The organism is Kitasatospora sp. NPDC056138 (genome assembly GCF_042264695.1).
In the GTDB taxonomy this organism is placed as follows: Bacteria; Actinomycetota; Actinomycetes; order Streptomycetales; family Streptomycetaceae; genus Kitasatospora.
In genome coordinates this window covers 13,193-36,509 of record NZ_JBHJVK010000024.1, presented here as the reverse complement: position 1 = coordinate 36,509, position 23,317 = coordinate 13,193, and the positions used below count along the sequence as shown (strand labels likewise).

Below are 23,317 nucleotides of genomic sequence, written 5' to 3'. Positions count from 1 at the left end.
CAATCTCTGGGCGCATGACCGTCCGGGACCCTGCCCCCAGGCTCGCGCACACCGCCGCGAAATAGGGAGCTCGTTTTTGTTGATCATGAAACAGGGGTGCGAGCTGGGGTGGGTGCGGGACTTCTGACGTTCCCGCGTGTCAATCTAGGGATGCCAGGGCATCCGCCACCAGGGAGCGCGCCGCTGCGCCCCGCACTGCCCCTTGCGAGAGCCGTTCATAGGCTCGGGCGTACAGATCGACCTGGCTGGGCTGCGTGAGCGTGGAGGCGGCGTCCAGCGTGTCCGCGTGGACCCTGCCGTCGTCGAAGATCGTGAAGGTCGGCATGGGCCACACGGTCCGTTGCGCGGCGAACGGGACGATGCCCAGGGCGACATTTGGGAGGTCCATGACTCCGAGCAGGTGGCCGAGCTGTGCCGCCATGGTCTCGGCGCTGCACACGCGGTACCGCAACACGGACTCCTCCAGTACGAACGAGAACCGGCGTGCGCCATTGTTCAGCACCGCGTTGCGCCTGATGCGGGCCGCCACGGCATCACTCACGTCGTTCGGGGTTCCCCGGAAGTCTGCGATGGACGACAGCAGGGCGGCGGCGTATCGAGGCGTTTGGAGGAACCCAGGGATGACGTCGGAGACGTAGGCCCGGAACATCCTGGTCTCTCGGTACAGGTCCGCCGTGGACTCTTGCAGGTGACGGAGACCGCTCCGCTGGAGTCGTCTCCACTGCACATGAGCATCGGCGGACTGCCTGTTGGCGGCGATCAAGTCAGGGGTTTGATCGCCGGCGTCACAGGCTCGGCACCACGCCCTGATATCTGCGTCAGACGGAGGTGTCTTGGCGTTCTCGATCCGGGATGACTTCGACTCCGACCAGCCGCACCTGATGGCCAGCTCCCGCCCGCTGATCCCTGCGTCCTTCCGGATCTCGCTCAGCCGACCGGCAAGAACTTCGCGGGCCTTCTGAACGCTCGAAGAGGAGTGCGCGGGCATGGAGCTGGCCTTCGTCAGATTGCGTACAGGTGGTGCGGGATCGCTCGCTCCCAAACTGCTTCGAACGCAGTGGAGCACAGCTTCACGGTCTCCGGGTCTGCCGTGATCTCGTCCTCAACCACCGCGCCGTCGCCGGAGAAGTGGTGCACCCGAAGCAGCGCACCATCGAACAGCCAGAAGTCGTTCCCCGGTAGGGGGATGCTCGTGGCCTGTCGCCGTGGCAGCCAGCGGACCTCTTCGCCCGCTGTTACGTTGGCGTGGGTTACGTAGTGCTCCCACCGGATGTACTCGGACACGGGCTCGGAGACGATCCGAGCTCGACGGATGACCACACCCCGAGCCACCGTGTCCGTGATCAACTGGTCATAGGGATGCCACCAGGACTCACGGTCCTCCCAGTTGATCCGCTCGCCGCGCTGCCATGCCTCGAACCGCTCTGTTGGGGCGTAAAAGTCCCTCAGCTCCAGATGGACGGCGGACCGCTCGCACTGCTCAAGCAGCTCAGCGAAGTTGGGCACGCTCGATGGCATCACACGCCTCCCTGATCATGGGTACCATCCGGGCCGGAATCCTGACGATGGCTTCGCTGTCGGGTACCGGACCGTTTGCGGGGCTGCTTGCCTCGCACTCTGCCTGAGTCTCGGGGCTCGGCTTCCACCCCTGCAACAAGATCTCCTGTGCATCCGGGTCCGCCCACACGGTGGGGCAGTGGTCCCGGTCGGTGTTGGGGTCGATACCAACGAACTCTACGGCCATGGCCGGCTCCCTGGTCTAGGTGCTTGCTCGGGCTTGCACAAGCTTCACTGAGCAGCGGATACAGCGTCAATACTGCTACCGGTCATGCCGATTGGCGTGCAAGCTCATGCAAGTTTGTAGAGCTCGACGCCCCGCCCTCCGTAGCGTCTCCTGCATCGGTGAAGCAGGCGGCGGAGGGAGCGTCCGTGTCGGACGACGTGGAGCATGAGGCGGAGATCCTTAGGCAGTACCGCGCTGAGGCGGAAGCGGCAGCGGAGGCCGTAGAGACCGCGTGGAGGCTTTCGGGCCTGCCGTCCGTCCCCGACGTGATGCCGATCGTGAGCGGGCGCGGGATCTACCAGGGGCCCCATGTCTCCCTCGGCGGCTGTCACGCCAACACGGCCCGTGCGCTGGCCAAGGTGCTGACGGAGTACGCCCGGCTCACCGGCCAGCTGATCGACGGCGAGTCTCAATCCCTCGTGGCTCGCATGCTCGATGAGTACGACGTGACGCCCGCTCTCCCCAGTGACGGACTGTACGTCGTGCAGCGGCAGTTGAGTGCCTGAGAACCCCTAGATTCCCGCCCCGGTCGTCCCCACCATTGGACAGGCCGAGCGGCTGGGGCGGGTCCTGCAAGTGCACAACGGCCCAAGGGAGCACCCGGGGGTCGAGACGACGATTCGGAGGGACAGAACCATGCCCGCGTGGATCCTCTACAACGACGGCAAGCACGGCGGCGGCACCGGTTCCGGGACCGGCGGTGGCCAGCAGGACGACAGCAGCAGCGGCAACAAGCACGGGGGCGGCGGCAGCGACGAGGGCGGCAACACGTCCGACGGCCAGGGCCCGGCGACGGGCCGCTGAGTGAGCACCGAGAACGTAGCGGAGGCTGGTCGTAGGCGGCTGGCCTCCGCGCTCATCGCTGACGGGTCGCTGACCTCCGACTGGTTGCCCGCCTACAACGCGGTTCCGCGCCACCTGTTTGTGCCTGCCACCGTTTGGCCGGGGCAGGCTGACGGGGTGCGCCAGGGCGAGGCGGTCAACCGGTACACCGACCCGACCGGGTGGTGGAACGCCGTCTACTCGGACGTGCCGCTCACCACACAGTGGGACGACGGCCAGCACACCGGGGACGACTGGGGAACCATGCCAACGTCGTCCAACTCCATGCCCACCATGGTGTTCTCAATGCTCGCCGCGCTGGACGTGCAGGACGGAAACCGGGTACTGGAGATCGGAACCGGAACCGGCTGGAACGCCGCCCTGCTGTCTCACCGGCTCGGGTCCGGGAACGTCGTCACGGTCGAGGTGGACGAGGAGAGCGCGACCAGCGCGCAACGCCGACTCGCCCGGGCCGGGTACTTCCCCACGCCCATGGTCGGCGACGGCGCCAAGGGCTACGCGGACGGGGTGCCATTCGATCGGGTGATCGCCACCTGTTCAGTCGGGCGGATTCCCCACGCTTGGGTGCGGCAGTCACGGCCCGGCGCTGTGATCGTCGCGCCGTGGGGGCCCGAGTACGGCGGGGAAGCCGTGGTCCGGCTCACGGTCGGCGACGACGGCACGGCGAGCGGCCGGTTCACCGGGTCTTCCGCGTTCATGCGGCTCCGCCAACAGCGAAGCGCCCGCCCCAACAGCCTGGCCTACCTCTCCGCCCCCTGGCCAGCTGATGGAGCCAAGTCCTCAACGTCGTTGTCGCCGGACTTGATCGGCGGCTGGCTGGCCATGTTCGCCATCGGCGTGCAGGTGCCCGAGGCATTCCCGCTGACCGAGCGGTACGACGATGGCACGTACACGCTGTGGCTGCACGACACGGCCGTCACGTCGTGGGCTACCGCTGACTGGGAACCGAACCGGACGGCCTACGAGGTGGTGCAGTCCGGACCCCGGAGCCTCTGGAGCGAGGTAGAGGCAGCCTGGCGCTGGTGGGACGACCAAGACCGCCCTGGCTTCGACCGGTTCGGACTCACGGTCGCCGAGCACGGCCACACGGTGTGGCTGGACAGCCCGGAGCGCCCGGTTCCGCTCCGAGGCTGACTCATAAGCGGCCCCGTCTGTGCGTCTTTCCCCCGTGGCGCATGGGCGGGGCCGTTCCGCGTGTTGTCCCCTCTATATGAGTGTGCCGGAGGTCGTATATCGTTCACTGCGTCCCGCCGGGAGCGGGGAAAACCATGCTCGCCGAGCGGCTGCCCAGCCTGCTTCCGCCGCTCAGCCAGGCTGAGGCACTGGAGGTGACGGCGGTCCACTCGGTCGCCGGGTTGCTGCCGCCCGACCGGCCGCTGATCGACACCCCGCCGTACTACGCGCCGCACCACTCGACCACCATGCCCGCCATCGTCGGGGGCGGCAGCGGTCTGCCGAGACCGGGTGCGGTCTCACTGGCCCACCGGGGCGTCCTCTTCCTGGACGAAGCCCCTGAGTTCCCGGTCCGTGTGCTCGATGCCCTGCGGCAGCCGCTCGAATCAGGCGAGGTCACCATCGCCCGAGCTGCCGGATCACTGCGGCTGCCGGCCAGGTTCCAGCTGTGCCTGGCGGCGAACCCGTGTCCCTGTGGCCGGTACTCCAGACGGGGCGAGGGCTGCGAATGCACCCCGGCGATGGTCCACCGCTACCAGGCCAGGCTCTCCGGTCCACTGCTGGACCGCGTGGACCTCCAGGTCCAAGTCGCCCCGGTGACAAGGGCGGAGCTGATGGAGCGCGCCGGGGCGGTGGAGAACACTTCCACGGTCGCGGCCCGGGTACTGATGGCGCGTGGGCGTGCCGCTGCCCGGCTCGGCGACACTCCCTGGCGTACCAACGCCGAGGTGCCGGGGCACTTCCTGCGTACCCGGTGGCAGCTCGCGCCGGGGGCTCTGACCGATGCCGAGCGGGAACTCGAACGCGGAATCATCACCGCCCGGGGGTTGGACCGGGTCCTGCGGGTCGCCTGGACGATCGCCGACCTGGTCGGCCGGGACCGCCCCACCAGGCTTGACGTCCGTACGGCCCTGGTTCTCCGGACGGGCGTCGAGCGCGGCTTACCCGCCGTGACCCCGCGGCCGCTCTCCCCTCGGGATCCCGACCACCAGGGTCCCGATGTGGACCCGGGTGGCGAAAGCTGATCGGCACTCAACCAGTCGATTCAGAAGGCCCTTGCCCTGCCGTCCCTATCTGCCGTCCCCGTGGAGGCACAGGTGAACCGCATCCGGACCACCCCCAACCACTCGAAGCCCGGCCACTCCAGGTCCACCCGCACGGCTCCGCCCGCCCGATCTTCCGGAGCACCGGGTACAGCGCCGCCGGGGCAACCCCCGTCGGCCCAGCCGCAGGCAGTCCCGTCGTCGCCGGTTCGACCGGGGCCAGACCGCCCGGGGTCAGGACCCCCGGAGCCGGAGCGGCTTGCCAGAGCAGCCCTCGCACGCCTCATCGAACCAGGCGACGCGGTGGTCGGCCGATGGCTCTCCAAGGTCAGCGCACCCACCCTCATCGAGGCCATCCGCGCGCGTACGGTGCCCGGTTATCTCGACCTGGACGCCACCAGGCTCGACGGCTACCGCGCCAGGCTCCCGTTCCTCGACCCCGAGGCGGACTTGGCGCGTGTGCACAGCGTCGGTGGGCGGTTCATCATTCCGGGCGACAAGGAATGGCCCTCCCAACTCGACGACCTGGGCGACAGCAGGCCGGTCGGTCTCTGGATCAGGGGCACCGGCTCCCTCCGTCTCCTCGCGCTGCGCTCCGTCGCCATGGTCGGAGCCCGGGCCTGCACCGCCTATGGCGCGCACGTCGCCGGGGAGATCTCGGCTCAACTGGCCGAGCGTGGCTGGGTGGTTGTCTCGGGTGCCGCGTACGGGATCGACGCCGCCGCCCATCGAGGCGCGCTCGCTGTCGGTGGTGTCACCATCGGAGTCCTCGCCTGCGGAGTGGACGAGACCTATCCGCCGGGAAACTTCGAACTCATCTCGCGGATCGCCGAACAAGGTCTGCTACTCAGCGAATTGGCGCCGGGCGAGCACCCCAACAGGTTCCGGTTCGTGCTTCGGAACCGAGTGATAGCGGCGTTGACGCGAGGGACGGTGGTGGTCGAAGCGGCCCTCCGTAGTGGGGCTTTGAGCACTGCGCGCCGGGCCAGGGACCTCAACCGCCACACCATGGGGGTGGCCGGGCCGGTGACGTCGGAGCTCTCCGCCGGGGTGCACGCTCTGATCCGCAGCGGTGGCGCGACCCTGGTCACCGATGCCGCCGAGATCGGCGAGTTGATCGGCGCCATCGGGGATGACCTGGCGCCGCGCCCGTCCGGCCCGATCCTGCCCCGGGACCACCTGGAGCCCGCAATCGCACGCGTGCTGGAAGCGGTGCCGGCGACCGCCGAAGGTGCACCTGTCGAACGCCTGGCGCTCGCAGCGGGTCTGCCGGTCGAGGAGGCCCTGCAGAAACTCTACGAGTTGGGCTCGCTCGGCTTCGTGGAGCGGTTCGGGACGCACTGGAGACTGGCCAAGGGCGCCCGATCCGTCCCGCGCTGATGTGCCGGCGGCCTCAGCGGGTAGGCGTGCTTTCCCGACCGAGCGCCGGTCCGTGCACCGCGCTACCGGCTCGCGCGCTGGTGGATCGCGCCTGGCGGATCGGTTGTCGGCCTACGGGCCTGACCACGGTGAATCGCATCTGGAGGTGGTGAACCGGCTGCCGTGGTGATGAGAACGGAGCGGCGCGCTGGGATCGCCACCGTTTCGAGGGACGACCGAGTGGCGGTAGCACAACGCAGCGAGTCGGTCACGCTACGCTCGCAGTGCCTCCTATCAGCACATGACTCGGCAGAACGGCGCAGACCAACGCATGCCCACACACATTCCCGGACATCGGGTAGTCGGTGGCCTCCGGTCCTCAGGAGGGCCAGGGGCCGAGGCACGCCCCAACGCTGATCACCAGCCGAAGGCGCCAGGGGTGATGGGGCTGACCCGGCAGGCCGGGCGGCCACCGTCCTCGGGCGGCAAGGAGGAGACCTCACCCCCGGTCGGAGCCCGGCCGCCGGCTGCCCGGCGAGGCCCCGGGAGCGCGGTGCCTCCGGGGCCCGAGACCGTCGCGACTCCCGGAACCGCCGCGACTCCCGGAGCTGCCTCGGCCCCCGGAATCGCCGCAGTTCCCGCTCCTGGACCTGCCACAGCGCCCACCACAGTCCCCGTGCCGCTCCCCTCGCCCGTGAAGTCCCGCACGCCCGCCGCCCCCTCCGCATCCGGGGTGGACGCGCGTGCCTCTGCCGAGCGCACCGCCCTGGAGTCGCTCTGGCGCTCGTACAAGGAGACCGGGGACACCCGGTTGCGCGAACAGCTGATCCTGCACTACTCGCCGCTGGTCAAATATGTGGCGGGGCGGGTCAGCGTCGGACTCCCCGCCAACGTGGAACAGGCGGACTTCGTCTCCTCGGGGATCTTCGGCCTGATCGACGCGATCGAGAAGTTCGACGTGGACCGGGCGATCAAGTTCGAGACGTACGCCATCAGCCGGATCCGTGGCGCCATCATCGACGAGCTTCGGGCGCTCGACTGGATCCCGCGGTCGATCAGGCAGAAGGCCAAGGCGGTGGAGCGGACGTACGCCACCCTGGAGGCCAGGCTGCGCCGCACCCCGCACGAGCCCGAGGTCGCCGCGGAGATGGGCATCGCGATCGAGGACCTGCATGCGATCTTCAGTCAGCTCTCGCTGGCGAACGTGGTGGCCCTGGACGAGTTGCTGCACCCGGTGGGGGAGAGCGGTGACCGGCTGAGCCTCATGGACACCCTTGAGGACACCGGAGCCGACAATCCCGTCGAGATCGCCGAGGACCGGGAGCTGCGCCGCCTGCTGGCCACGGCGGTCAACACCCTCCCCGAACGGGAGAAGACGGTGGTGACGCTCTACTACTACGAGGGCCTCACCCTCGCCGAGATCGGCCAGGTGCTGGGTGTGACGGAGAGCAGGGTCAGCCAGATCCACACCAAGTCCGTGCTGCAACTCCGGGCCAAGCTGACGGACATCCGCTGACCGTGTGGTTCGGCGGGTGGGCCGACCTGCCCGTCCGGACATCCGACGACCGCCAGTTGCGTGGTGCTGTACCGAGCCGTCATCGGTCTCCGTACAGTAGGAACGTGCCGAAAATCCGAGCAGCCACAGTGGCCGAGCATCGTCAGCTGCAGCGCGCGGCCCTTCTCGACGCTGCCCGGTCCCTACTCACCGAGGGCGGGATGGACGCCCTCACCTTCCCCGCTCTTGCCGCGCGGACCGGTCTGGCCCGCTCCTCCGTGTACGAGTACTTCGGTTCGCGGGCCGCCGTGGTCGAGGAGCTCTGCGCCGTGGACTTCCCGCTCTGGGCGGCCGAGATCGAGGCGGGTATGGCTGCCTGTGAGAGTCCGGCGGCCAGGGTCGAGGCCTATGTGCGCGGTCAGTTGGCGCTGGCCGGCGACCCGAGGCACCGCGCGGTCACGGCGATCTCGATGCTCGAACTGGACGAGGCGGCCCGGGAGCGTATCCGCGCTTCGCACGCCGAGCTGGTCTCACTGGTCGTCCGGGCTCTTCGAGATCTTGGACATGCCCAGCCCCGATTGGCGGCCGCACTGCTCCAAGGCGTGGTCGAGGCTGCGGTTCGGCAGGCCGAACACGCACCGGCGGACGATGCCGGGACCATCGCGGACGCCACGGTCGCGTTCGCGCTGCACGGCCTGGTCACCGAAGTGGCGACTGCGACTGCAGCGGAGGCGGCGGCCCCTGCGGCCGAGACCGCCTGAGCTGTGACGACCGGCGGCCGGGGCTGCCGCCGTCGAGGCCGTTCACGGGCCGTCCAGCGGCAGCAGGCGAGCCTGACCGCTGCCCAGCAGCGCCAGCGGATCGAGGTAGCGCTTCCCGCGGAGCAGTCCCCAGTGCAGACAGCCGGTTGCGCAGTGCCCCGTCCCGGTGGCAACCGTCCCGATGGGCTGTCCTGCCGACACCGGAGTACCGACCGGAACGCTTCCGGTGACCGGCAGATAGGTGGTTCGCAGCGGGGGAGCCCCGGAGGAGGGGTGAGTCACGGTCACCACGGGCCGGCCTGCGACCATCCCCACGAACGAGACGACCCCGGGTGCGGCAGCCCGCACGGTCATGCCCTCCGACGCCGCCAGGTCGACCCCGCGGTGACCGGCTGCCCACCGTGCCGGTGGCGCGTTGAAGCGCCGCAGTAGGTCGGAGCGCGCACCGACCGGCCATGCGCGTCCCGATCCGGGTCCGGCATTCACGCCGGATCCCCTTCTGCTGCCAGGGCCGGTGCCCACAGAAGGGCCGATCCCCGCGCCGGGGCGAGCCACGGCAGGGTCAGCCACGGCAGGAGGCCCGAGTACGGATGCGGACGCAGCGCCTCCCGGCCGGCCGACCTGACCGCCGAGCGGTGTCCACGCCGCATGCGCGGACGGCAGCGGCTGCCGGACCAGCGCCAGTACGACCAGCAGCAGTGTGAACAGCATCGCCTGGACCCGGCGGTCCGGAGCCGGTGGGGGCATCGCCACGTCGACGTTGCAACAGCGGGCTCCCCAGCAGTCGGGCACGGGCCTGCGTGAAGACCCGTCGGGAAGCTCCGGGCGCGTCCAGCGCGCGAACCGTGCCCAAGCCGGCGCCCGGCCCTGCCTCCGTTCCCCAGCCGACGCCCGCCCCAGTCCCCGCCCCAGTTCCCGTGCCCGTCCAAGCCCCAGCTCCAGTCCCCGCCCCGTGAACCCCGCCGTGAGAGGGACTGCCGTCAGAAGGTTCGCCATGCGCAGGAGGCTGCTGCCCGCGCGCCCAGCTGACCACCCCCGCCCCGATTCCTGTGGACAACTCCCGCCTGTGGAAACCCGTGCTCCCCCGGGAGGGTGAAAAGACGGGCGCGTCAGCGTCTCAGGAGCACTCCGCAGGACCGTGTGCGGGTCCGTCCGGGGCCGCCCGGGAACCACCCCGCATCGTCCGGAGTCGCTCGTCACTCGGCGCTTCCCGTACACTTCACACGCGACCCGGTCCACCCGGGTCGACTTCGCACGCCCCGCCACCGGTCGAAATGCGTCGGAAGGTGCGGATCCGCAAGGGTCCGAACCAGCCTCCCGACACATCCGGTGCGAGTGCCGCTCGGTCCGCCGAGCCTGCTGCGGCCCCAGCGGTCGCCAGGCCGAGGTGGCTCGGCACGTCCGGGGCGTCAGGCGTGGCGGTCACCCGACCGGCACGGACAAACCGAGCCTGACCTGGCAGCTTCCCGACGTCGGCAACAACGAGGGCAAGCGGGCCAGGCGCAACACTGAGGAGCACGGCCATGGCCGTCGTCACGATGCGGGAGCTGCTGGAGAGCGGCGTCCACTTCGGTCACCAGACCCGTCGTTGGAACCCGAAGATGAAGCGCTTCATCTTCACGGAGCGCAACGGCATCTACATCATCGACCTCCTGCAGTCGCTGAACTACATCGACCGCGCCTTCGAGTTCGTCAAGGAGACCGTTGCCCACGGCGGCAGCGTCCTCTTCGTCGGCACCAAGAAGCAGGCCCAGGAGGCCATCGCCGAGCAGGCCACCCGCGTGGGCATGCCCTACGTGAACCAGCGCTGGCTCGGCGGCATGCTGACCAACTTCTCGACCGTCTACAAGCGTCTGCAGCGCCTCAAGGAGCTCAGCGAGATCGACTTCACGGATGTGGCCGGCTCCGGCCTCACCAAGAAGGAGCTCCTGGTCCTCCAGCGCGAGTACGACAAGCTGGAGAAGACCCTCGGCGGTATCCGCGACATGCAGCGCGTTCCCAGCGCTGTCTGGATCGTGGACACCAAGAAGGAGCACATCGCGGTCGGCGAGGCCCGGAAGCTGAACATCCCGGTCGTCGCCATCCTCGACACCAACTGCGACCCGGACGAGGTCGACTACAAGATCCCGGGCAACGACGACGCCATCCGCTCCGTCACCCTGCTGACCCGCGTGATCGCCGACGCCGTCGCCGAGGGCCTCAAGGCCCGTGCCGGTGTCGCCAAGGGCGACGCCAAGGCCGAGCCGGGCGCCGACCAGCCGCTGGCCGCCTGGGAGAAGGACCTCATCGAGGGCCAGAAGGCCGCCGAGGAGGCCCCCGCTGCCGAGGCCGAGGCCGCTGTTGAGGCTCCGGCCGCTGAGGCCGACCAGGCCTGACGTACCAAGGGCGAGGGGCACCCGCCGGTACGACACCGGTAGGTGCCCCTTTCTCCCGTGTCGGGGGCTGAACCACCAGCCCCCGGCACAACTCCACGCAGACACGCGAGACGCGAGAAGAGATTCACACCATGGCGAACTTCACCGCCGCGGACGTCAAGAAGCTCCGTGAGCTCACCGGCGCCGGCATGATGGACTGCAAGAAGGCTCTGGACGAGGCTGAGGGCAACGTCGACAAGGCCGTCGAGCTCCTTCGCATCAAGGGCCAGAAGGGTGTTGCCAAGCGCGAGGGCCGTGACGCCTCCAACGGCGCCCTGGCCGTCCTGCTCGAGGGTGGCAACTCCGGCGTTCTGGTCGAGCTGAACTGCGAGACCGACTTCGTCGCCAAGGGCGAGAAGTTCGTCGAGGTCGCCGACACGCTGGCGAAGCACGTCGCCGCCGCCTCCCCGGCCGACCTCGAGGCCGCTCTGGCCAGCGAGATCGAGGCCGGCAAGACCGTCCAGCAGTTCGTGGACGAGGCCAACGCCAACCTGGGCGAGAAGATCGTCTTCAAGCGCTTCGCGCAGTTCTCGGGCAACGGCTTCGTCGCCGCCTACATGCACCGCACCTCCCCGGACCTGCCGCCGCAGGTCGGCGTCCTGGTCGAGCTCGACCAGGAGAACGCCGAGGTCGCCAAGGACGTCGCGCAGCACATCGCCGCGTTCGCGCCGAAGTTCCTCTCCCGCGAGGAGATCCCGGCCGACGCTCTCGAGAACGAGCGCCGCGTTGCCGAGGCCACCGCTCGCGAGGAGGGCAAGCCCGAGGCCGCCCTGGCGAAGATCGTCGAGGGTCGCGTCACCGGCTTCGTCAAGGAGAACGCCGTGCTGGAGCAGGCGTTCGCCAAGGACAACAAGAAGACCGTCGCCAAGGTCCTCGACGAGGCCGGCGTCAAGCTCGTGCGCTTCGCCCGCTTCCGCGTCGGCGCCTGAGCCACGTTCCCCAGCGCTTCCCGCCTAAGGTAGGAATCGCCCGGCCCCCCGCTGGGGCGGCCAGGAACGCGCCGATCGGGCTCATCCAGCGCCACTCGGACAACGGGCGGGCCGCGTCGGCACCATGAACGACGAGGAGGCCATTGCCGTGCAGGACACCGTACCGGTTCCCGCGGCAGTGGCCTCCTCGCGTGTACGCACAGGTCTGGGCCCCACACGGCACACTCGGCCCTGTGAAACGTCCAGCCCTGTGAACCAGTAGGTGGAGAAGGAGAAGTCCATGCAGGAGACGCAGGAGACCGTGCAGGGTGGCTCGCGCCGCCGCGTTCTGCTCAAGCTGTCCGGTGAGGCGTTTTCCGGTGGCGGCGGCCTCGGCGTCGACCCGGACGTCGTGCACGCGATCGCCCGGGAGATCGCCACGGTGGTCCGCTCGGGAACCGAGGTCGCTGTCGTGATCGGCGGCGGCAACTTCTTCCGCGGCGCCGAGCTGCAGGTCCGCGGCATGGACCGGGCCCGCTCCGACTACATGGGCATGCTCGGCACCGTGATGAACTGCCTGGCGCTGCAGGACTTCCTGATCAAGGAAGGCATCGAGACCCGGGTCCAGACCGCCATCACCATGGGCCAGGTCGCTGAGCCGTACCTGCCGCTGCGCGCCGTCCGGCACCTGGAGAAGGGCCGCGTCGTCATCTTCGGTGCGGGTATGGGCATGCCGTACTTCTCCACCGACACCACGGCCGTGCAGCGCGCGCTGGAGATCCACGCCGAGGTGCTGCTGATGGGCAAGAACGGTGTGGACGGTGTCTACGACTCGGACCCGCGGACCAACCCTGCCGCGGTCAAGTTCGACTCGCTCGACTACGCCGAGGTGATCACCCGGGACCTGAAGGTCGCGGACCTGACCGCGATCACCCTGTGCAAGGACAACGGCCTGCCGATCCTGGTCTTCGAGCTGCTGGCCGAGGGCAATATCGCCCGGGCGGTCAAGGGTGAGAAGATCGGCACACTCATCAGCGAGGACTCCGGCCGGGCCTGAGCCGTAGTCAGCCGCGCCGAAGTCGGCCGTGCAGCAGTAAGCCGTCCGGGGCACCGGTACGGGACAACAGCAGATGAACCGGACAGGGAGCACACAGTGATCGAAGAGACCCTCCTCGAGGCCGAGGAGAAGATGGAGAAGGCCGTTTCGGTCGCGAAGGACGACTTCGCCGCGATCCGTACCGGCCGCGCGCACCCGGCGATGTTCGCCAAGATCGTCGCGGACTACTACGGCGCCATCACGCCGATCAACCAGCTCGCCTCGTTCGCCGTGCCGGAGCCGCGGATGGCGGTCGTCACCCCGTTCGACAAGTCCGCCCTGCGCAACATCGAGCAGGCGATCCGCGACTCGGACCTGGGTGTCAACCCGTCCAACGACGGCTCGATCATCCGGGTGGTGTTCCCGCAGCTGACCGAGGAGCGCCGCAAGGAGTACATCAAGGTCGCGCGCGGCAAGGGCGAGGACGCCAAGGTCTCCATCCGCTCGATCCGCCGCAAGGCCAAGGACGGCATCGACAAGCTGGTCAAGGACGGCGAGGTCGGCGAGGACGAGGGCCGTCGCGCGGAGAAGGAGCTCGACGACACCACGGCCAAGTACGTGGCCCAGATCGACGAGCTGCTCAAGCACAAGGAAGCCGAGCTGCTCGAGGTCTGATCCGAGCGACGCCCCGGACGGCCTCGGCCCACGGGGCGGCGTTCGACAGACTTCCAGGCGCCCCCTGCTGCGGGTGACCCGGTACTCCGTACCGGTCGACCTGCTGCCCCGATCGGCGAGCCGGCCCCGAACGGGTCACTCGCAGCAGCCCCGGTGTTATCAGGGCGCCACTTGCGGCACAGACCCTGATACGCCCTCTGTCCAGGAGACATCCTTGGCCCAGTCCGACCAGCAGCCCCGTAAACAGCGCGGCGGCCGCAATCTCCAGGCCGCGATAGGGGTCGGTGTCGGCCTCGGCGCGGTCATCGTCGCTTCGCTGTTCTTCGTGAAGGTGCTGTTCCTGGTCGTCGTGGTGGCGGCCGCGGCGGTCGGCGTCTGGGAGCTCAGCAGCCGACTGACCGAACGCAAGGGCATCGCGGCGCCGCTCTACCCGCTGTTGGCCGGCGCCGTGGCGATGCCGGCGCTGGGCTACTGGGCGGGTGCCCAGTGGGCGGCCGCCGCACTGGCCGTGACCGGTCTCGCGATCATGGTCCGGCGGATGAAGCAGCCGCCGGAGAACTACCTGCGCGACATAACGGCAGGCATCTTCACCGCCTTCTACGTACCGTTCCTGGCCACCTTCGTGGCGCTGATGCTGGCCGCCGACGACGGTCCGCAGCGGATCCTGCTCTTCCTGATCGTCACCATCTGCAGCGACACCGGGGCGTACGCCGTCGGCTACAAGTTCGGAAAGAACAAGCTGGCGCCGACGATCAGCCCGGGCAAGACCCGCGAGGGGCTGGCCGGAGGCGTCGGCCTCTCGATGATCGCCGGCGCGCTGATCATGCAGTACGTGATCGAGGACGGCCAATGGTGGCAGGGTCTGATCCTCGGCGGCTGCGCGGCGGTCACGGCGACCCTGGGTGACCTGGCCGAGTCCATGATCAAGCGGGATCTCGGCATCAAGGACATGGGCACCCTGCTCCCCGGCCACGGCGGCATCATGGACCGTCTCGACTCGCTCCTGCCGACCGCTCCCGTGGTCTGGCTGCTGCTGGCGGCCTTCGTCGGCAGCTGACCCCGCCGGTCTGCGCACAAGGCCCGGACGCCCCGCGCGTCCGGGCCTTGTGCGTCCGGCAGCACGGTTCTCCGCCCGACAGCGCAGCCTTCCAAGAGCACTTCGCCGATCTGCGACACTGGAACAACCATGCCTAAGCCCGGAGAACTGACCTTTGTCGCGCCGCGCGGCGCCAAGCCCCCGCGACACCTTGCCGACCTCAGCCCCGCCGAGCGCAAGGAGGCCGTCGCCGAGCTGGGCGAGCAGCCGTTCCGCGCCAAGCAGCTGTCGAACCACTACTTCGGCCGGATGTCGAACGACCCGGGCCAGTGGACGGACATCCCCGCCGCCTCCCGCGGCAAGCTCACCGAGGCGCTGCTGCCCGAGCTGATGTCGGTGGTCCGGCACGTGTCCTGCGACGACGACGCCACCCGCAAGACGCTCTGGAAGCTCTTCGACGGCACCCTGGTCGAGTCCGTGCTGATGCGCTACCCGGACCGGGTCACCATGTGCATCAGCTCGCAGGCCGGCTGTGGCATGAACTGCCCGTTCTGCGCCACCGGTCAGGCCGGTCTGACCCGCAACCTCTCCACGGCCGAGATCGTCGAGCAGATCGCGGCCGGGATGCGGGCACTGAAGGACGGCGAGATCCCGGGCGGCGAGGCGCGCCTGTCCAACGTGGTCTTCATGGGCATGGGCGAGCCGCTCGCCAACTACAACCGGGTGCTGTCCGCCATCCGCCGCCTCACCGACCCGGCCCCGGACGGCTTCGGGCTCTCCCAGCGTGGCATCACCGTCTCGACGGTCGGCCTCGTTCCGGCCATGAACCGGCTCGCGGACGAGGGCCTGAGCTGCCGTCTCGCGCTCTCGCTGCACGCCCCCGACGACGAGCTGCGCGACGAGCTGGTCCCGGTGAACACCCGATGGAAGGTCGCCGAGGTCCTCGACGCGGCCTGGAACTACGCGGAGAAGTCCGGCCGCCGGATCTCCATCGAGTACGCGCTGATCAAGGACATCAACGACCAGGCATGGCGCGCCGATCTGCTGGGCCGCCTGATCAAGAACCACCGGGTGCACGTCAACCTGATTCCGCTGAACCCGACCCCGGGCTCCAAGTGGACGGCCTCCCGGCCAGAGGACGAGCGCGAGTTCGTCCGCCGCCTCCAGGCGTACGGTGTGCCGACCACCGTCCGCGACACCCGGGGCCAGGAGATCGACGGCGCCTGCGGTCAGCTGGCCGCGGCCGGCTGACCGGATCTTCCAGGGGCGCGGGGCCCCACACGACCTGTGCCTTCACCGGGCCGGTCGCGCGGAGCCCCGCGCCCCTGGTGCGTTTCCACGGCTGACGGTGCGCGGTCTCCGCGGTGCGCCGAGCCCGACCGGACCCGGAACGGACCGGACCGGACCCGGAACGGGACGAGTCGGCCGCTGTGAGCCGGAGCGGACCTACCGCAGGGCGCCCGCCGCCAGCGCGGCGGTCAGGCCGCCGGTGACCAGCAGCACGGTTCCGGCGGCCGCCGTACGCAGCACTGCGGCCCCGAGCAGCAACCGGGGCGCGGCCCCGAGCCGGAGCAGCACCGCTGTCACGCCCCGCCGGGAGTTGCGGATCTGTGCGGCCCGGATCAGGACCGCCGCCACCGCGCAGCCGACGATGAGTGCCGCTTCCACCGCGGGCACCACCTCGACGGTGCCGGGCCTACGGACCCAGTAACGGACGGCGGCCAGTCCGGCGGCCAGGCTCAGTGCGAGGACCGCCAGGGGTGCGCCCAGCCGGGGCGCCTCGGCGGTGAGCCCGCGTGCGGCGAGCAGACGCAGCGGGGTGGGACGGCCCAGGGCCAGCAGTCGTCCGCCCCAGGCCAGCAGCGGGGCGGTGAGCAGCGCCAGGCCGAGGGCCGCGAAGGCCCAGCCGACCAGGGCGGCGGTGTTGGTGGTGCCGAGTCCGGCGGGCAGGGCGACCGGCCGTCCGTCCTGGGCCGCGCCCGGGCGCAGCCCGTACAGTTCGAGGGTCAGGCCGATCGGGACCAGTCCGGCGGGCAGGGCGAGCCGCAGGGCGCCGAAGTCGGGGCGGTGGGGGAGTTCGGGGTGTCCCGGCAGGGCGTCCGTGAGTGGGACGGCCGCGGCCGCCGATGCGCCGGCCACCAGCGGGACCAGGAGCAGCAGGGTGACCGGAGCGGCGATCGGGAGCGGGAGGCCGAGGCCGACCGCGGGGGCCAGCGAGGCGCCGGCGATGTCGTTGCGCAGGATCAGGAAGGCCAGCAGGGTGAGCCCGCTGCCGAGGGCGCAGGCGAGGGCGGTCTCCCCGGCGATCATGGTGCGGATGCTGCCGGGGCCGGCGCCGGCAGCGGTCAGACCGGTGATCCGTTCGGGGCGTGCGGTGGGCAGGGCCCGGGCGGCGACGGCGGCGAACCAGCCGACGGCGGCGAGCGGTGGGAGGCACCACAGCAGCCGTTCGACCGAGGCTCCGGAGGGTTCGCCGAGGGCGTGGCCCAGGGCGCGGAGCAGGAGGGCGGCCACCGCCGCGGCGGCGGTGGCGGTGAGCAGCCAGCGGCCGAAGTCGGCCATCCGGTAGCCCCTGACCAGGCGGAGGTAAAGCACCGAGAGGCCCCTTTCAGCGCCCGGCGGAGACCGGCGAGACGCCGCGCGGGACGGGGGCGACCGGGGTGGCCAGCCTGCCGTCGACCAGGGCGACGGTACGGTCCGCGAAGCGGGCCAGCTCCGGCTCGTGGGTGGCGAGCACCAGGGTGAGCTGGTGCGAGCGGACCGCGGTGATCAGTATCCGCAGGACCTGGTCCTGGGCTTCGCGGTGCAGTGGTGCGGTGGGGTCGTCGGCGAAGACCACCGGGGGCAGCGGGGCCAGGGCGCGGGCGACGGCGATCCGCTGGCGCTGACTCTGGATCAGTTCGCCGGGGCGGAGGGCGGCACAGTCGGCGACGTCGAGGCGCTCCAGCCACTCGGTGGCGGAGCCGTAGGCGGCCTTGTGCCCGGCCCCGGAGAGCAGCAGCGGCAGGGCGACGTTCTCCCGGGCCGTCAGTTCGGGAACCAGGTGCGGTTCGGAGCCGACGAAGCCGAAGCGGTCGCGGCGGAGCCGTTCCCGTCCGGCGCGGGTCAGGGTGTGAACGGGCGAGCTGTTGAACCAGACCTCGCCGTCGTCGACCGGGAGCAGCGCGGAGAGGCAGCCGAGCAGGGTGCTCTTGCCGGAGCCGCGCGGCCCGGTGACGGCGAGTACCTCGCCGTCCCGGACGCCGATGGAGACGCCGCGCAGGGCGGGGGTGCCGTGGTGGGACTTGACGATCCCTCGGGCCCAGAGCACGTCGTTGTCGGGCGGGGCCGCTGACATGGAGATCCATCCTGGTGCCGATGGGGATATGACAGTCGTCAGATTAGAACGACAAGGTCGCGCTGAGGTTGCGGCACACTGGCTCATTCATGGTCAAAATCGCCCTAATCCGGCGTGCCGGTTCTCTCCGATCTGCCGATATTTCCCGGAGTTCGCCCTCCGGAAGCCCGCCCGGCTCCTCCGGACGGCCGCCGGCGGCCGGAAGCGCCGAAGGGCGGCCCCGCCCGGAGGCGGGACCGCCCTTCGGCGGAGGGTGGGACAGAGAGACCGGGGGTCCTCAGATCTTCGCCCAGGCGTCGGTCAGCGTGCTCCGCAGGATCTGCTCGATCTCGTCGAAGGTCGACTGGTCGGAGATCAGCGGCGGGGCCAGCTGGATGACCGGGTCGCCACGGTCGTCGGCACGGCAGTACAGGCCGTTGTCGAAGAGCGCCTTCGACAGGAAGCCGTAGAGCACGCGCTCGATCTCTTCGTCGTTGAAGGACTCCTTGGTGGTCTTGTCCTTCACGAGCTCGATGCCGTAGAAGTACCCGTTGCCGCGGACGTCGCCGACGATCGGCAGGTCACGGAGCTTGTTCAGGGTGCCCAGGAACTTCGACTCGTTGTCGAGCACGTGCTGGTTCAGGCCCTCGCGCTCGAAGATGTCGAGGTTGGCCAGCGCGACCGCGGACGACACCGGGTGGCCACCGAAGGTGTAGCCGTGCAGGAAGGTGTTGTCGCCCTTGTAGAACGGCTCGGCGATGCGGTCCGAGATGATCGTGGCGCCGATCGGGGAGTAACCCGAGGTCATGCCCTTGGCGCAGGTGATCATGTCGGGCAGGTAGCCGAACTTGTCGGCGCCGAACATGGTGCCCAGGCGGCCGAAGGCGCAGATGACCTCGTCCGAGACCAGCAGTACGTCGTGGCGGTCGCAGATCTCGCGCAGGCGCTGGAAGTACCCGGGCGGCGGCGGGAAGCAGCCACCGGCGTTCTGCACCGGCTCGACGAAGACGGCGGCGACGGTGTCCGCACCCTCGAACAGGATGGCCTGCTCGACCTGGTCGGCGCACCAGCGCCCGTACGCCTCCGGGTCCACCACGCCGTCGCGCTCCAGGAACTCCGGGGCGCGGTAGATGTTGGTGTTCGGGGCCTTGTGGGTGCCCGGCACCAGCGGCTCGAACGGGGCCTTCAGACCCGGCAGACCGGTGATGGACAGGGCGCCCTGCGGGGTGCCGTGGTAGGCGACCGCACGGGAGATGACCTTGTACTTGGTCGGCTTGCCGGTCAGCTTGAAGTACTGCTTGGCGAGCTTCCAGGCGGTCTCGACGGCCTCGCCGCCACCGGTGGAGAAGAAGACCTTGTTCAGGTCGCCCGGCGCGTAGTTGGCCAGGCGCTCGGCCAGCTCGACGGCCTTCGGGTGGGCGTAGCTCCACACCGGGAAGAAGGCCAGCTCCTTGGCCTGCTTGGCGGCGGCCTCGGCCAGCTCCTCGCGGCCGTGACCGGCCTGGACGACGAACAGGCCGGCGAGGCCGTCCAGGTACTTCTTGCCCTTGTCGTCCCAGACGTAGGTGCCCTCACCGCGAACGATGGTGGGGACGGGCGAGTTCTCGTACGACGACATGCGGGTGAAGTGCATCCACAGGTGGTCGTAGGCGGTCTTGGAAAGGTCCTTCTGCGCCGGGTCGGCTGTCATCGGGTGCCCCAGGTGTAGGTCTGTTTCCGGAGCTTCAGATAAACGAAGCTCTCGGTGCTCCGCACGCCGGGAAGCGCGCGGATGCGCTTGTTGATCATTTCGAGCAGGTGCTCGTCGTCCTCGCAGACCAGTTCGGCCAGCAGGTCGAACGAGCCTGCGGTGCAGACCACGTAGTCGACCTCGTCGAGGGCGGCCAGCGCGTCGGCGACGGGTTCCACGTCACCCTCGACGGTGATCCCGACCATCGCCTGACGGGTGAACCCGACGGTGAGGGGGTCGGTCACGGCGACGATCTGCATCACGCCCTGGTCGAGCAGCTTCTGGACCCGCTGCCGCACGGCCGCCTCGGACAGGCCGACGGCCTTGCCGATGGCGGCGTACGGGCGGCGCCCGTCCTCCTGGAGCTGCTCGATGATCGCCTTGGAGGCGGCGTCGAGGGGAACGCTGGCGTTCCGGTCGCGGTTGGCCACGTCGCCACTGTGCCTGATCCACTTCCGTCGTGCAAGCCCGTGTGCTGCTGATTTCGTCGTGGTTTCGAAAAATGGGTACGGATTGCGTTGCCTTCGTGCTCGGTCCCTGTCGATAACCGCAGTGCGACAGGTAGTCTGACCGGGAGCGCGCGCAGGCGCGCACACCCACCAGTGGAACGCGGCTCGCAGGCCCCGGCCACTCGGCGTCGGAGGTACCCTGACGCCGGATTCTGCAACGCCGCAGGCCCAGACCGAGGAGAGACCCGTGAGCGAGCTTCGTACGCTGCGCAACTACATCAACGGCGAGTTCGTCGATGCGGCTGACGGCCGCACGCTGGACGTGATCGACCCGACCACCGGCGAGGTGTACGCGACGTCGCCGCTGTCCGGCGCGGCGGACGTGGACGCGGCGATGGCCTCGGCGGCCGCGGCCTTCCCGATCTGGCGCGATGCCACCCCGAGCGTCCGGCAGAAGCTGCTGCTGAAGATCGCCGACGCGGTCGAGGCGCGCGCCGACGAGCTGGTGGACGTCGAGTGCCGCAACACCGGCAAGCCGCGCGGGCTGACCCGCTCCGAGGAGATCGGCCCGATGGCCGACCAGATCCGCTTCTTCGCCGGTGCCGCCCGCCTGCTGGAGGGCAAGGCCGCCGGTGAGTACATGGACGGGATGACCTCGATCATCCGTCGTGAGCCGGTCGGTGTCTGCGCCCAGGTCGCGCCGTGGAACTACCCGATGATGATGGCCGTCTGGAAGTTCGCCCCGGCGATCGCCGCGGGCAACACCGTGGTCCTCAAGCCCTCGGACACCACCCCGGCCTCCACCGTGCTGCTGGCCGAGATCATCGGCGGCGTGCTCGAGGAGCTGGAGCTCCCGGCCGGTGTCTTCAACGTGATCTGCGGTGACCGCGAGTCCGGCCGCCTGATGGTCGAGCACCGGACCCCGGCGATGGCCTCCATCACCGGCTCGGTGCGCGCCGGCATCCAGGTCGCCGAGTCGGCGTCCAAGGACGTCAAGCGCGTTCACCTGGAGCTGGGCGGCAAGGCCCCGGTCGTGGTCTTCGAGGACGCCGACATCGCCGAGGCCGTCGAGGGCATCTCGGTCGCAGGCTTCTTCAACGCCGGCCAGGACTGCACGGCCGCCACCCGCGTGCTGGTGCACGAGTCCATCCACGACGCCTTCGTCGAGGCCCTCGCCAAGGCGGCCGCCGACACCAAGACCGGCGGCATCGACGACGAGGACGTCCTGTACGGCCCGCTGAACAACGCCAACCAGCTGAAGCAGGTCTCCGGCTTCATCGACCGGCTCCCCGCCCACGCCAAGGTCGAGGCCGGTGGCCACCGGGTCGGCGAGGTCGGCTACTTCTACGCCCCGACCGTGGTCTCCGGCCTGCAGCAGGACGACGAGATCATCCAGAACGAGGTCTTCGGCCCGGTCATCACCGTGCAGAAGTTCTCCGACGAGGACCAGGCCGTCGACTACGCCAACGGTGTCGAGTTCGCGCTGGCCTCCTCGGTCTGGACCAAGGACCACGCCCGCGCCATGCGGATGTCCCGCCGCCTGGACTTCGGCTGCGTCTGGATCAACACCCACATCCCGCTGGTCGCCGAGATGCCGCACGGTGGCTTCAAGAAGTCCGGCTACGGCAAGGACCTGTCCTCGTACGGCTTCGAGGACTACACCCGCGTGAAGCACGTCATGACCGCGATCTAAGGGTCCACGGTCGTCCGGCGCGGGGAGCCGCGCGCGACACCAGGCACCTCCACCGAAGGGTCTGGTCGCGCGGCTCCCCGCGCCGCTGTCCGCCCGGCTGCCTGTCAGGCTGTCGGTGGCGGGGCGGACCGCCTGACAAGATGCAACTGCAGGCCAGGGGAGTGATTCCCTACGCTTACGCCATGAGCATCCCCACCGCTGACTCTGCCGCCGGCCAGGCCGTCAAGGCCGCCGACCGCGCGCACGTATTCCACTCGTGGTCCGCCCAGGCACTGATCGACCCCCTTGCGGTGGCCGGTGCCGAGGGCTCGTACTTCTGGGACTACGACGGCAACCGCTACCTCGACTTCTCCTCGCAGCTGGTGAACACCAACATCGGGCACCAGCACCCGAAGGTGGTCGCCGCGATCCAGGAGCAGGCCGCGAAGCTCTGCACCATCGCGCCCGGCTTCGCCGTGGAGTCGCGCAGCGAGGCGGCCCGGCTGATCGCCGAGCGCACCCCGGGCGACCTCGACAAGATCTTCTTCACCAACGGCGGTGCCGAGGCCGTCGAGAACGCCATCCGGCTGGCCCGGCTGCACACCGGTCGGCACAAGGTGCTCTCCACCTACCGCTCGTACCACGGCGCCACCGCCAACGCGATCGCACTGACCGGCGACCCCCGCCGCTGGGCCAGTGAGACCGGTGTCTCGGGCATCGTGCACTTCTGGGGCCCGTACCCGTACCGGTCCAACTTCCACGCCGAGAACGAGGCGCAGGAGTGCGAGCGCGCGCTGGCCCACCTGGAGCAGACGATCGCCTTCGAGGGGCCGGGCACGGTGGCCGCGATCATCCTGGAGACCGTGGTCGGCACCGCCGGCATCCTGGTCCCGCCGGCCGGCTACCTGGCCGGGGTGCGGGAGATCTGCGACCGGTACGGGATCGTCTTCATCCTGGACGAGGTGATGGCGGGCTTCGGCCGGACCGGCGAGTGGTTCGCCGCCGACCACTGGGGTGTGGTTCCCGACCTGATGACCTTCGCCAAGGGCGTCAATTCCGGGTACGTCCCGCTGGGCGGGGTGGCGATCTCCGCCGAGATCGCGGCCACCTTCGCCGAGCGGCCCTTCCCCGGCGGGCTCACCTACTCGGGACACCCGCTGGCCTGCGCCTCCGCCGTCGCCACCATCGAGGTGATGGCCGAGGAGGGCATTGTCGAGAACGCCAAGCGCATCGGCGAGAATGTGCTCGGCCCCGGCCTGCGCGAGCTGGCCGAGCGTCACCCGTCGATCGGCGAGGTGCGCGGCCTCGGTGTCTTCTGGGCGCTCGACCTGGTGAGGAACCGCGAGACCCGCGAGCCGCTGGTGCCGTACAACGCCGCCGGTGCCGCCAACGCGCCGATGGCCGAGCTGGCTGCCGCCTGCAAGCGGCAGGGCCTGTGGCCGTTCGTCAACATGAACCGCTTCCACGTGGTTCCGCCCTGCACCATCACCGAGGAGGAGGCCAAGGCCGGTCTGGCGATCCTCGACGAGGCGCTCACCCTGACCGACGCGCACACCGTCTGACAGACCGTCGCCGAAGCGGCCCCGGGCACCCCCATGGCCCGGGGCCGTCCCCTGCCACGCCCT

At 69.8% G+C, this 23,317-nt stretch carries 22 protein-coding genes and 1 pseudogene; 15 read left to right on the top strand and 8 right to left on the bottom strand.

The annotated features are described in order from the left end of the window. Window positions 1–139: 139 nt before the first annotated feature. The 3 genes from ACFC1R_RS17085 to ACFC1R_RS17075 are packed head-to-tail and all read right to left on the bottom strand — an operon-like array spanning window position 140 to window position 1,744. Window positions 140–988 (bottom strand): helix-turn-helix domain-containing protein, encoded by an 849-nt coding sequence (locus ACFC1R_RS17085; RefSeq protein WP_375939267.1) that lies wholly within the window; start codon window positions 986–988, stop codon window positions 140–142. A 14-nt stretch (window positions 989–1,002) separates the two neighbouring features. Next, window positions 1,003–1,518 carry a DUF6879 family protein gene (locus tag ACFC1R_RS17080; RefSeq protein WP_375939265.1) on the bottom strand — a complete coding sequence of 172 codons (516 nt, stop codon included), beginning with the start codon at window positions 1,516–1,518 and terminating at the stop codon, window positions 1,003–1,005. Next, window positions 1,490–1,744 (bottom strand): hypothetical protein, encoded by a 255-nt coding sequence (locus ACFC1R_RS17075; RefSeq protein WP_375939264.1) that lies wholly within the window; start codon window positions 1,742–1,744, stop codon window positions 1,490–1,492. Before ACFC1R_RS17075 ends, ACFC1R_RS17080 begins: the two co-directional genes overlap by 29 nt. A gap of 185 nt (window positions 1,745–1,929) precedes the next feature. Between ACFC1R_RS17075 and ACFC1R_RS17070 the strand changes: the two genes are divergently transcribed. The 7 genes and pseudogenes from ACFC1R_RS17070 (at window position 1,930) to ACFC1R_RS17040 (ending at window position 8,457) form a co-directional block, all read left to right on the top strand. Next, the gene (locus ACFC1R_RS17070; RefSeq protein WP_375939262.1) at window positions 1,930–2,289 is read left to right on the top strand and encodes a hypothetical protein; all 360 of its coding nucleotides are present in this window, start codon (window positions 1,930–1,932) and stop codon (window positions 2,287–2,289) included. Window positions 2,290–2,419: 130 nt separating this feature from the next. Then, window positions 2,420–2,587: a hypothetical protein gene (locus ACFC1R_RS17065; protein ID WP_375939260.1), complete on the top strand. Its 168-nt coding sequence runs from the start codon at window positions 2,420–2,422 to the stop codon at window positions 2,585–2,587. Then, a complete protein-coding gene (locus ACFC1R_RS17060) occupies window positions 2,588–3,760 on the top strand; it encodes a methyltransferase domain-containing protein (RefSeq protein WP_375939258.1) in 1,173 nt (390 codons plus the stop codon). 113 nt (window positions 3,761–3,873) lie between these two features. Beyond that, a pseudogene (locus ACFC1R_RS17055) lies at window positions 3,874–4,824 on the top strand (YifB family Mg chelatase-like AAA ATPase); the annotation flags it as partial. A 321-nt stretch (window positions 4,825–5,145) separates the two neighbouring features. Further along, window positions 5,146–6,222, top strand: coding sequence for a DNA-processing protein DprA (gene dprA / locus ACFC1R_RS17050; protein ID WP_375939256.1), 1,077 nt, complete (start codon window positions 5,146–5,148; stop codon window positions 6,220–6,222). A 712-nt stretch (window positions 6,223–6,934) separates the two neighbouring features. Next, entirely contained in the window at window positions 6,935–7,717 is a 783-nt protein-coding gene (gene whiG, locus ACFC1R_RS17045) for an RNA polymerase sigma factor WhiG (RefSeq protein WP_375939386.1), read from the top strand. Window positions 7,718–7,845: 128 nt separating this feature from the next. Continuing rightward, entirely contained in the window at window positions 7,846–8,457 is a 612-nt protein-coding gene (locus tag ACFC1R_RS17040; RefSeq protein ID WP_375939254.1) for a TetR/AcrR family transcriptional regulator, read from the top strand. Window positions 8,458–8,499: 42 nt separating this feature from the next. Here ACFC1R_RS17040 and ACFC1R_RS17035 read toward each other — a convergent pair whose 3' ends face one another. Next, the gene (locus ACFC1R_RS17035) at window positions 8,500–9,168 is read right to left on the bottom strand and encodes a murein hydrolase activator EnvC family protein (RefSeq protein ID WP_375939252.1); all 669 of its coding nucleotides are present in this window, start codon (window positions 9,166–9,168) and stop codon (window positions 8,500–8,502) included. A gap of 812 nt (window positions 9,169–9,980) precedes the next feature. Between ACFC1R_RS17035 and rpsB the strand changes: the two genes are divergently transcribed. The 6 genes from rpsB (at window position 9,981) to rlmN (ending at window position 15,777) form a co-directional block, all read left to right on the top strand. Then, entirely contained in the window at window positions 9,981–10,832 is an 852-nt protein-coding gene (gene rpsB / locus ACFC1R_RS17030; protein ID WP_375939250.1) for a 30S ribosomal protein S2, read from the top strand. A 131-nt stretch (window positions 10,833–10,963) separates the two neighbouring features. Then, complete coding sequence (gene tsf / locus ACFC1R_RS17025) at window positions 10,964–11,800, top strand: translation elongation factor Ts (RefSeq protein ID WP_375939248.1); 837 nt, start codon at window positions 10,964–10,966, stop codon at window positions 11,798–11,800. Window positions 11,801–12,080: 280 nt separating this feature from the next. After that, window positions 12,081–12,836 (top strand): UMP kinase, encoded by a 756-nt coding sequence (gene pyrH / locus ACFC1R_RS17020; protein WP_375939246.1) that lies wholly within the window; start codon window positions 12,081–12,083, stop codon window positions 12,834–12,836. Window positions 12,837–12,932: 96 nt separating this feature from the next. Further along, entirely contained in the window at window positions 12,933–13,490 is a 558-nt protein-coding gene (gene frr, locus ACFC1R_RS17015) for a ribosome recycling factor (RefSeq protein ID WP_045301235.1), read from the top strand. Window positions 13,491–13,554: 64 nt separating this feature from the next. Further along, on the top strand, window positions 13,555–14,547 hold the full coding sequence (locus ACFC1R_RS17010) for a phosphatidate cytidylyltransferase (protein WP_375939384.1): 993 nt from the start codon (window positions 13,555–13,557) through the stop codon (window positions 14,545–14,547). A 129-nt stretch (window positions 14,548–14,676) separates the two neighbouring features. Beyond that, window positions 14,677–15,777, top strand: a complete 1,101-nt coding sequence (gene rlmN / locus ACFC1R_RS17005) for a 23S rRNA (adenine(2503)-C(2))-methyltransferase RlmN (RefSeq protein ID WP_375939244.1) — start codon at window positions 14,677–14,679, stop codon at window positions 15,775–15,777. A gap of 195 nt (window positions 15,778–15,972) precedes the next feature. Here the strand turns inward: rlmN and ACFC1R_RS17000 are convergent, their stop codons facing one another. The 4 genes from ACFC1R_RS17000 to ACFC1R_RS16985 all read right to left on the bottom strand — a co-directional run bounded on the left by ACFC1R_RS17000 (window position 15,973) and on the right by ACFC1R_RS16985 (window position 20,002). Continuing rightward, window positions 15,973–17,121 (bottom strand): hypothetical protein, encoded by a 1,149-nt coding sequence (locus ACFC1R_RS17000; protein WP_375939242.1) that lies wholly within the window; start codon window positions 17,119–17,121, stop codon window positions 15,973–15,975. Window positions 17,122–17,134: 13 nt separating this feature from the next. Beyond that, a complete protein-coding gene (locus ACFC1R_RS16995; protein ID WP_375939240.1) occupies window positions 17,135–17,863 on the bottom strand; it encodes an ABC transporter ATP-binding protein in 729 nt (242 codons plus the stop codon). Window positions 17,864–18,140: 277 nt separating this feature from the next. Beyond that, window positions 18,141–19,532, bottom strand: coding sequence for an aspartate aminotransferase family protein (locus tag ACFC1R_RS16990; protein WP_375939238.1), 1,392 nt, complete (start codon window positions 19,530–19,532; stop codon window positions 18,141–18,143). Further along, window positions 19,529–20,002: an Lrp/AsnC family transcriptional regulator gene (locus ACFC1R_RS16985; protein WP_045301249.1), complete on the bottom strand. Its 474-nt coding sequence runs from the start codon at window positions 20,000–20,002 to the stop codon at window positions 19,529–19,531. Before ACFC1R_RS16985 ends, ACFC1R_RS16990 begins: the two co-directional genes overlap by 4 nt. A 265-nt stretch (window positions 20,003–20,267) precedes the next feature. Here ACFC1R_RS16985 and ACFC1R_RS16980 point away from each other — a divergent pair, with 265 nt between their 5' ends. Together ACFC1R_RS16980 and ACFC1R_RS16975 are read left to right on the top strand one after the other, a co-directional pair. Next, complete coding sequence (locus ACFC1R_RS16980) at window positions 20,268–21,713, top strand: gamma-aminobutyraldehyde dehydrogenase (protein ID WP_375939236.1); 1,446 nt, start codon at window positions 20,268–20,270, stop codon at window positions 21,711–21,713. A gap of 182 nt (window positions 21,714–21,895) precedes the next feature. Further along, window positions 21,896–23,254: an aspartate aminotransferase family protein gene (locus tag ACFC1R_RS16975; protein WP_375939233.1), complete on the top strand. Its 1,359-nt coding sequence runs from the start codon at window positions 21,896–21,898 to the stop codon at window positions 23,252–23,254. Window positions 23,255–23,317: the final 63 nt, after the last annotated feature.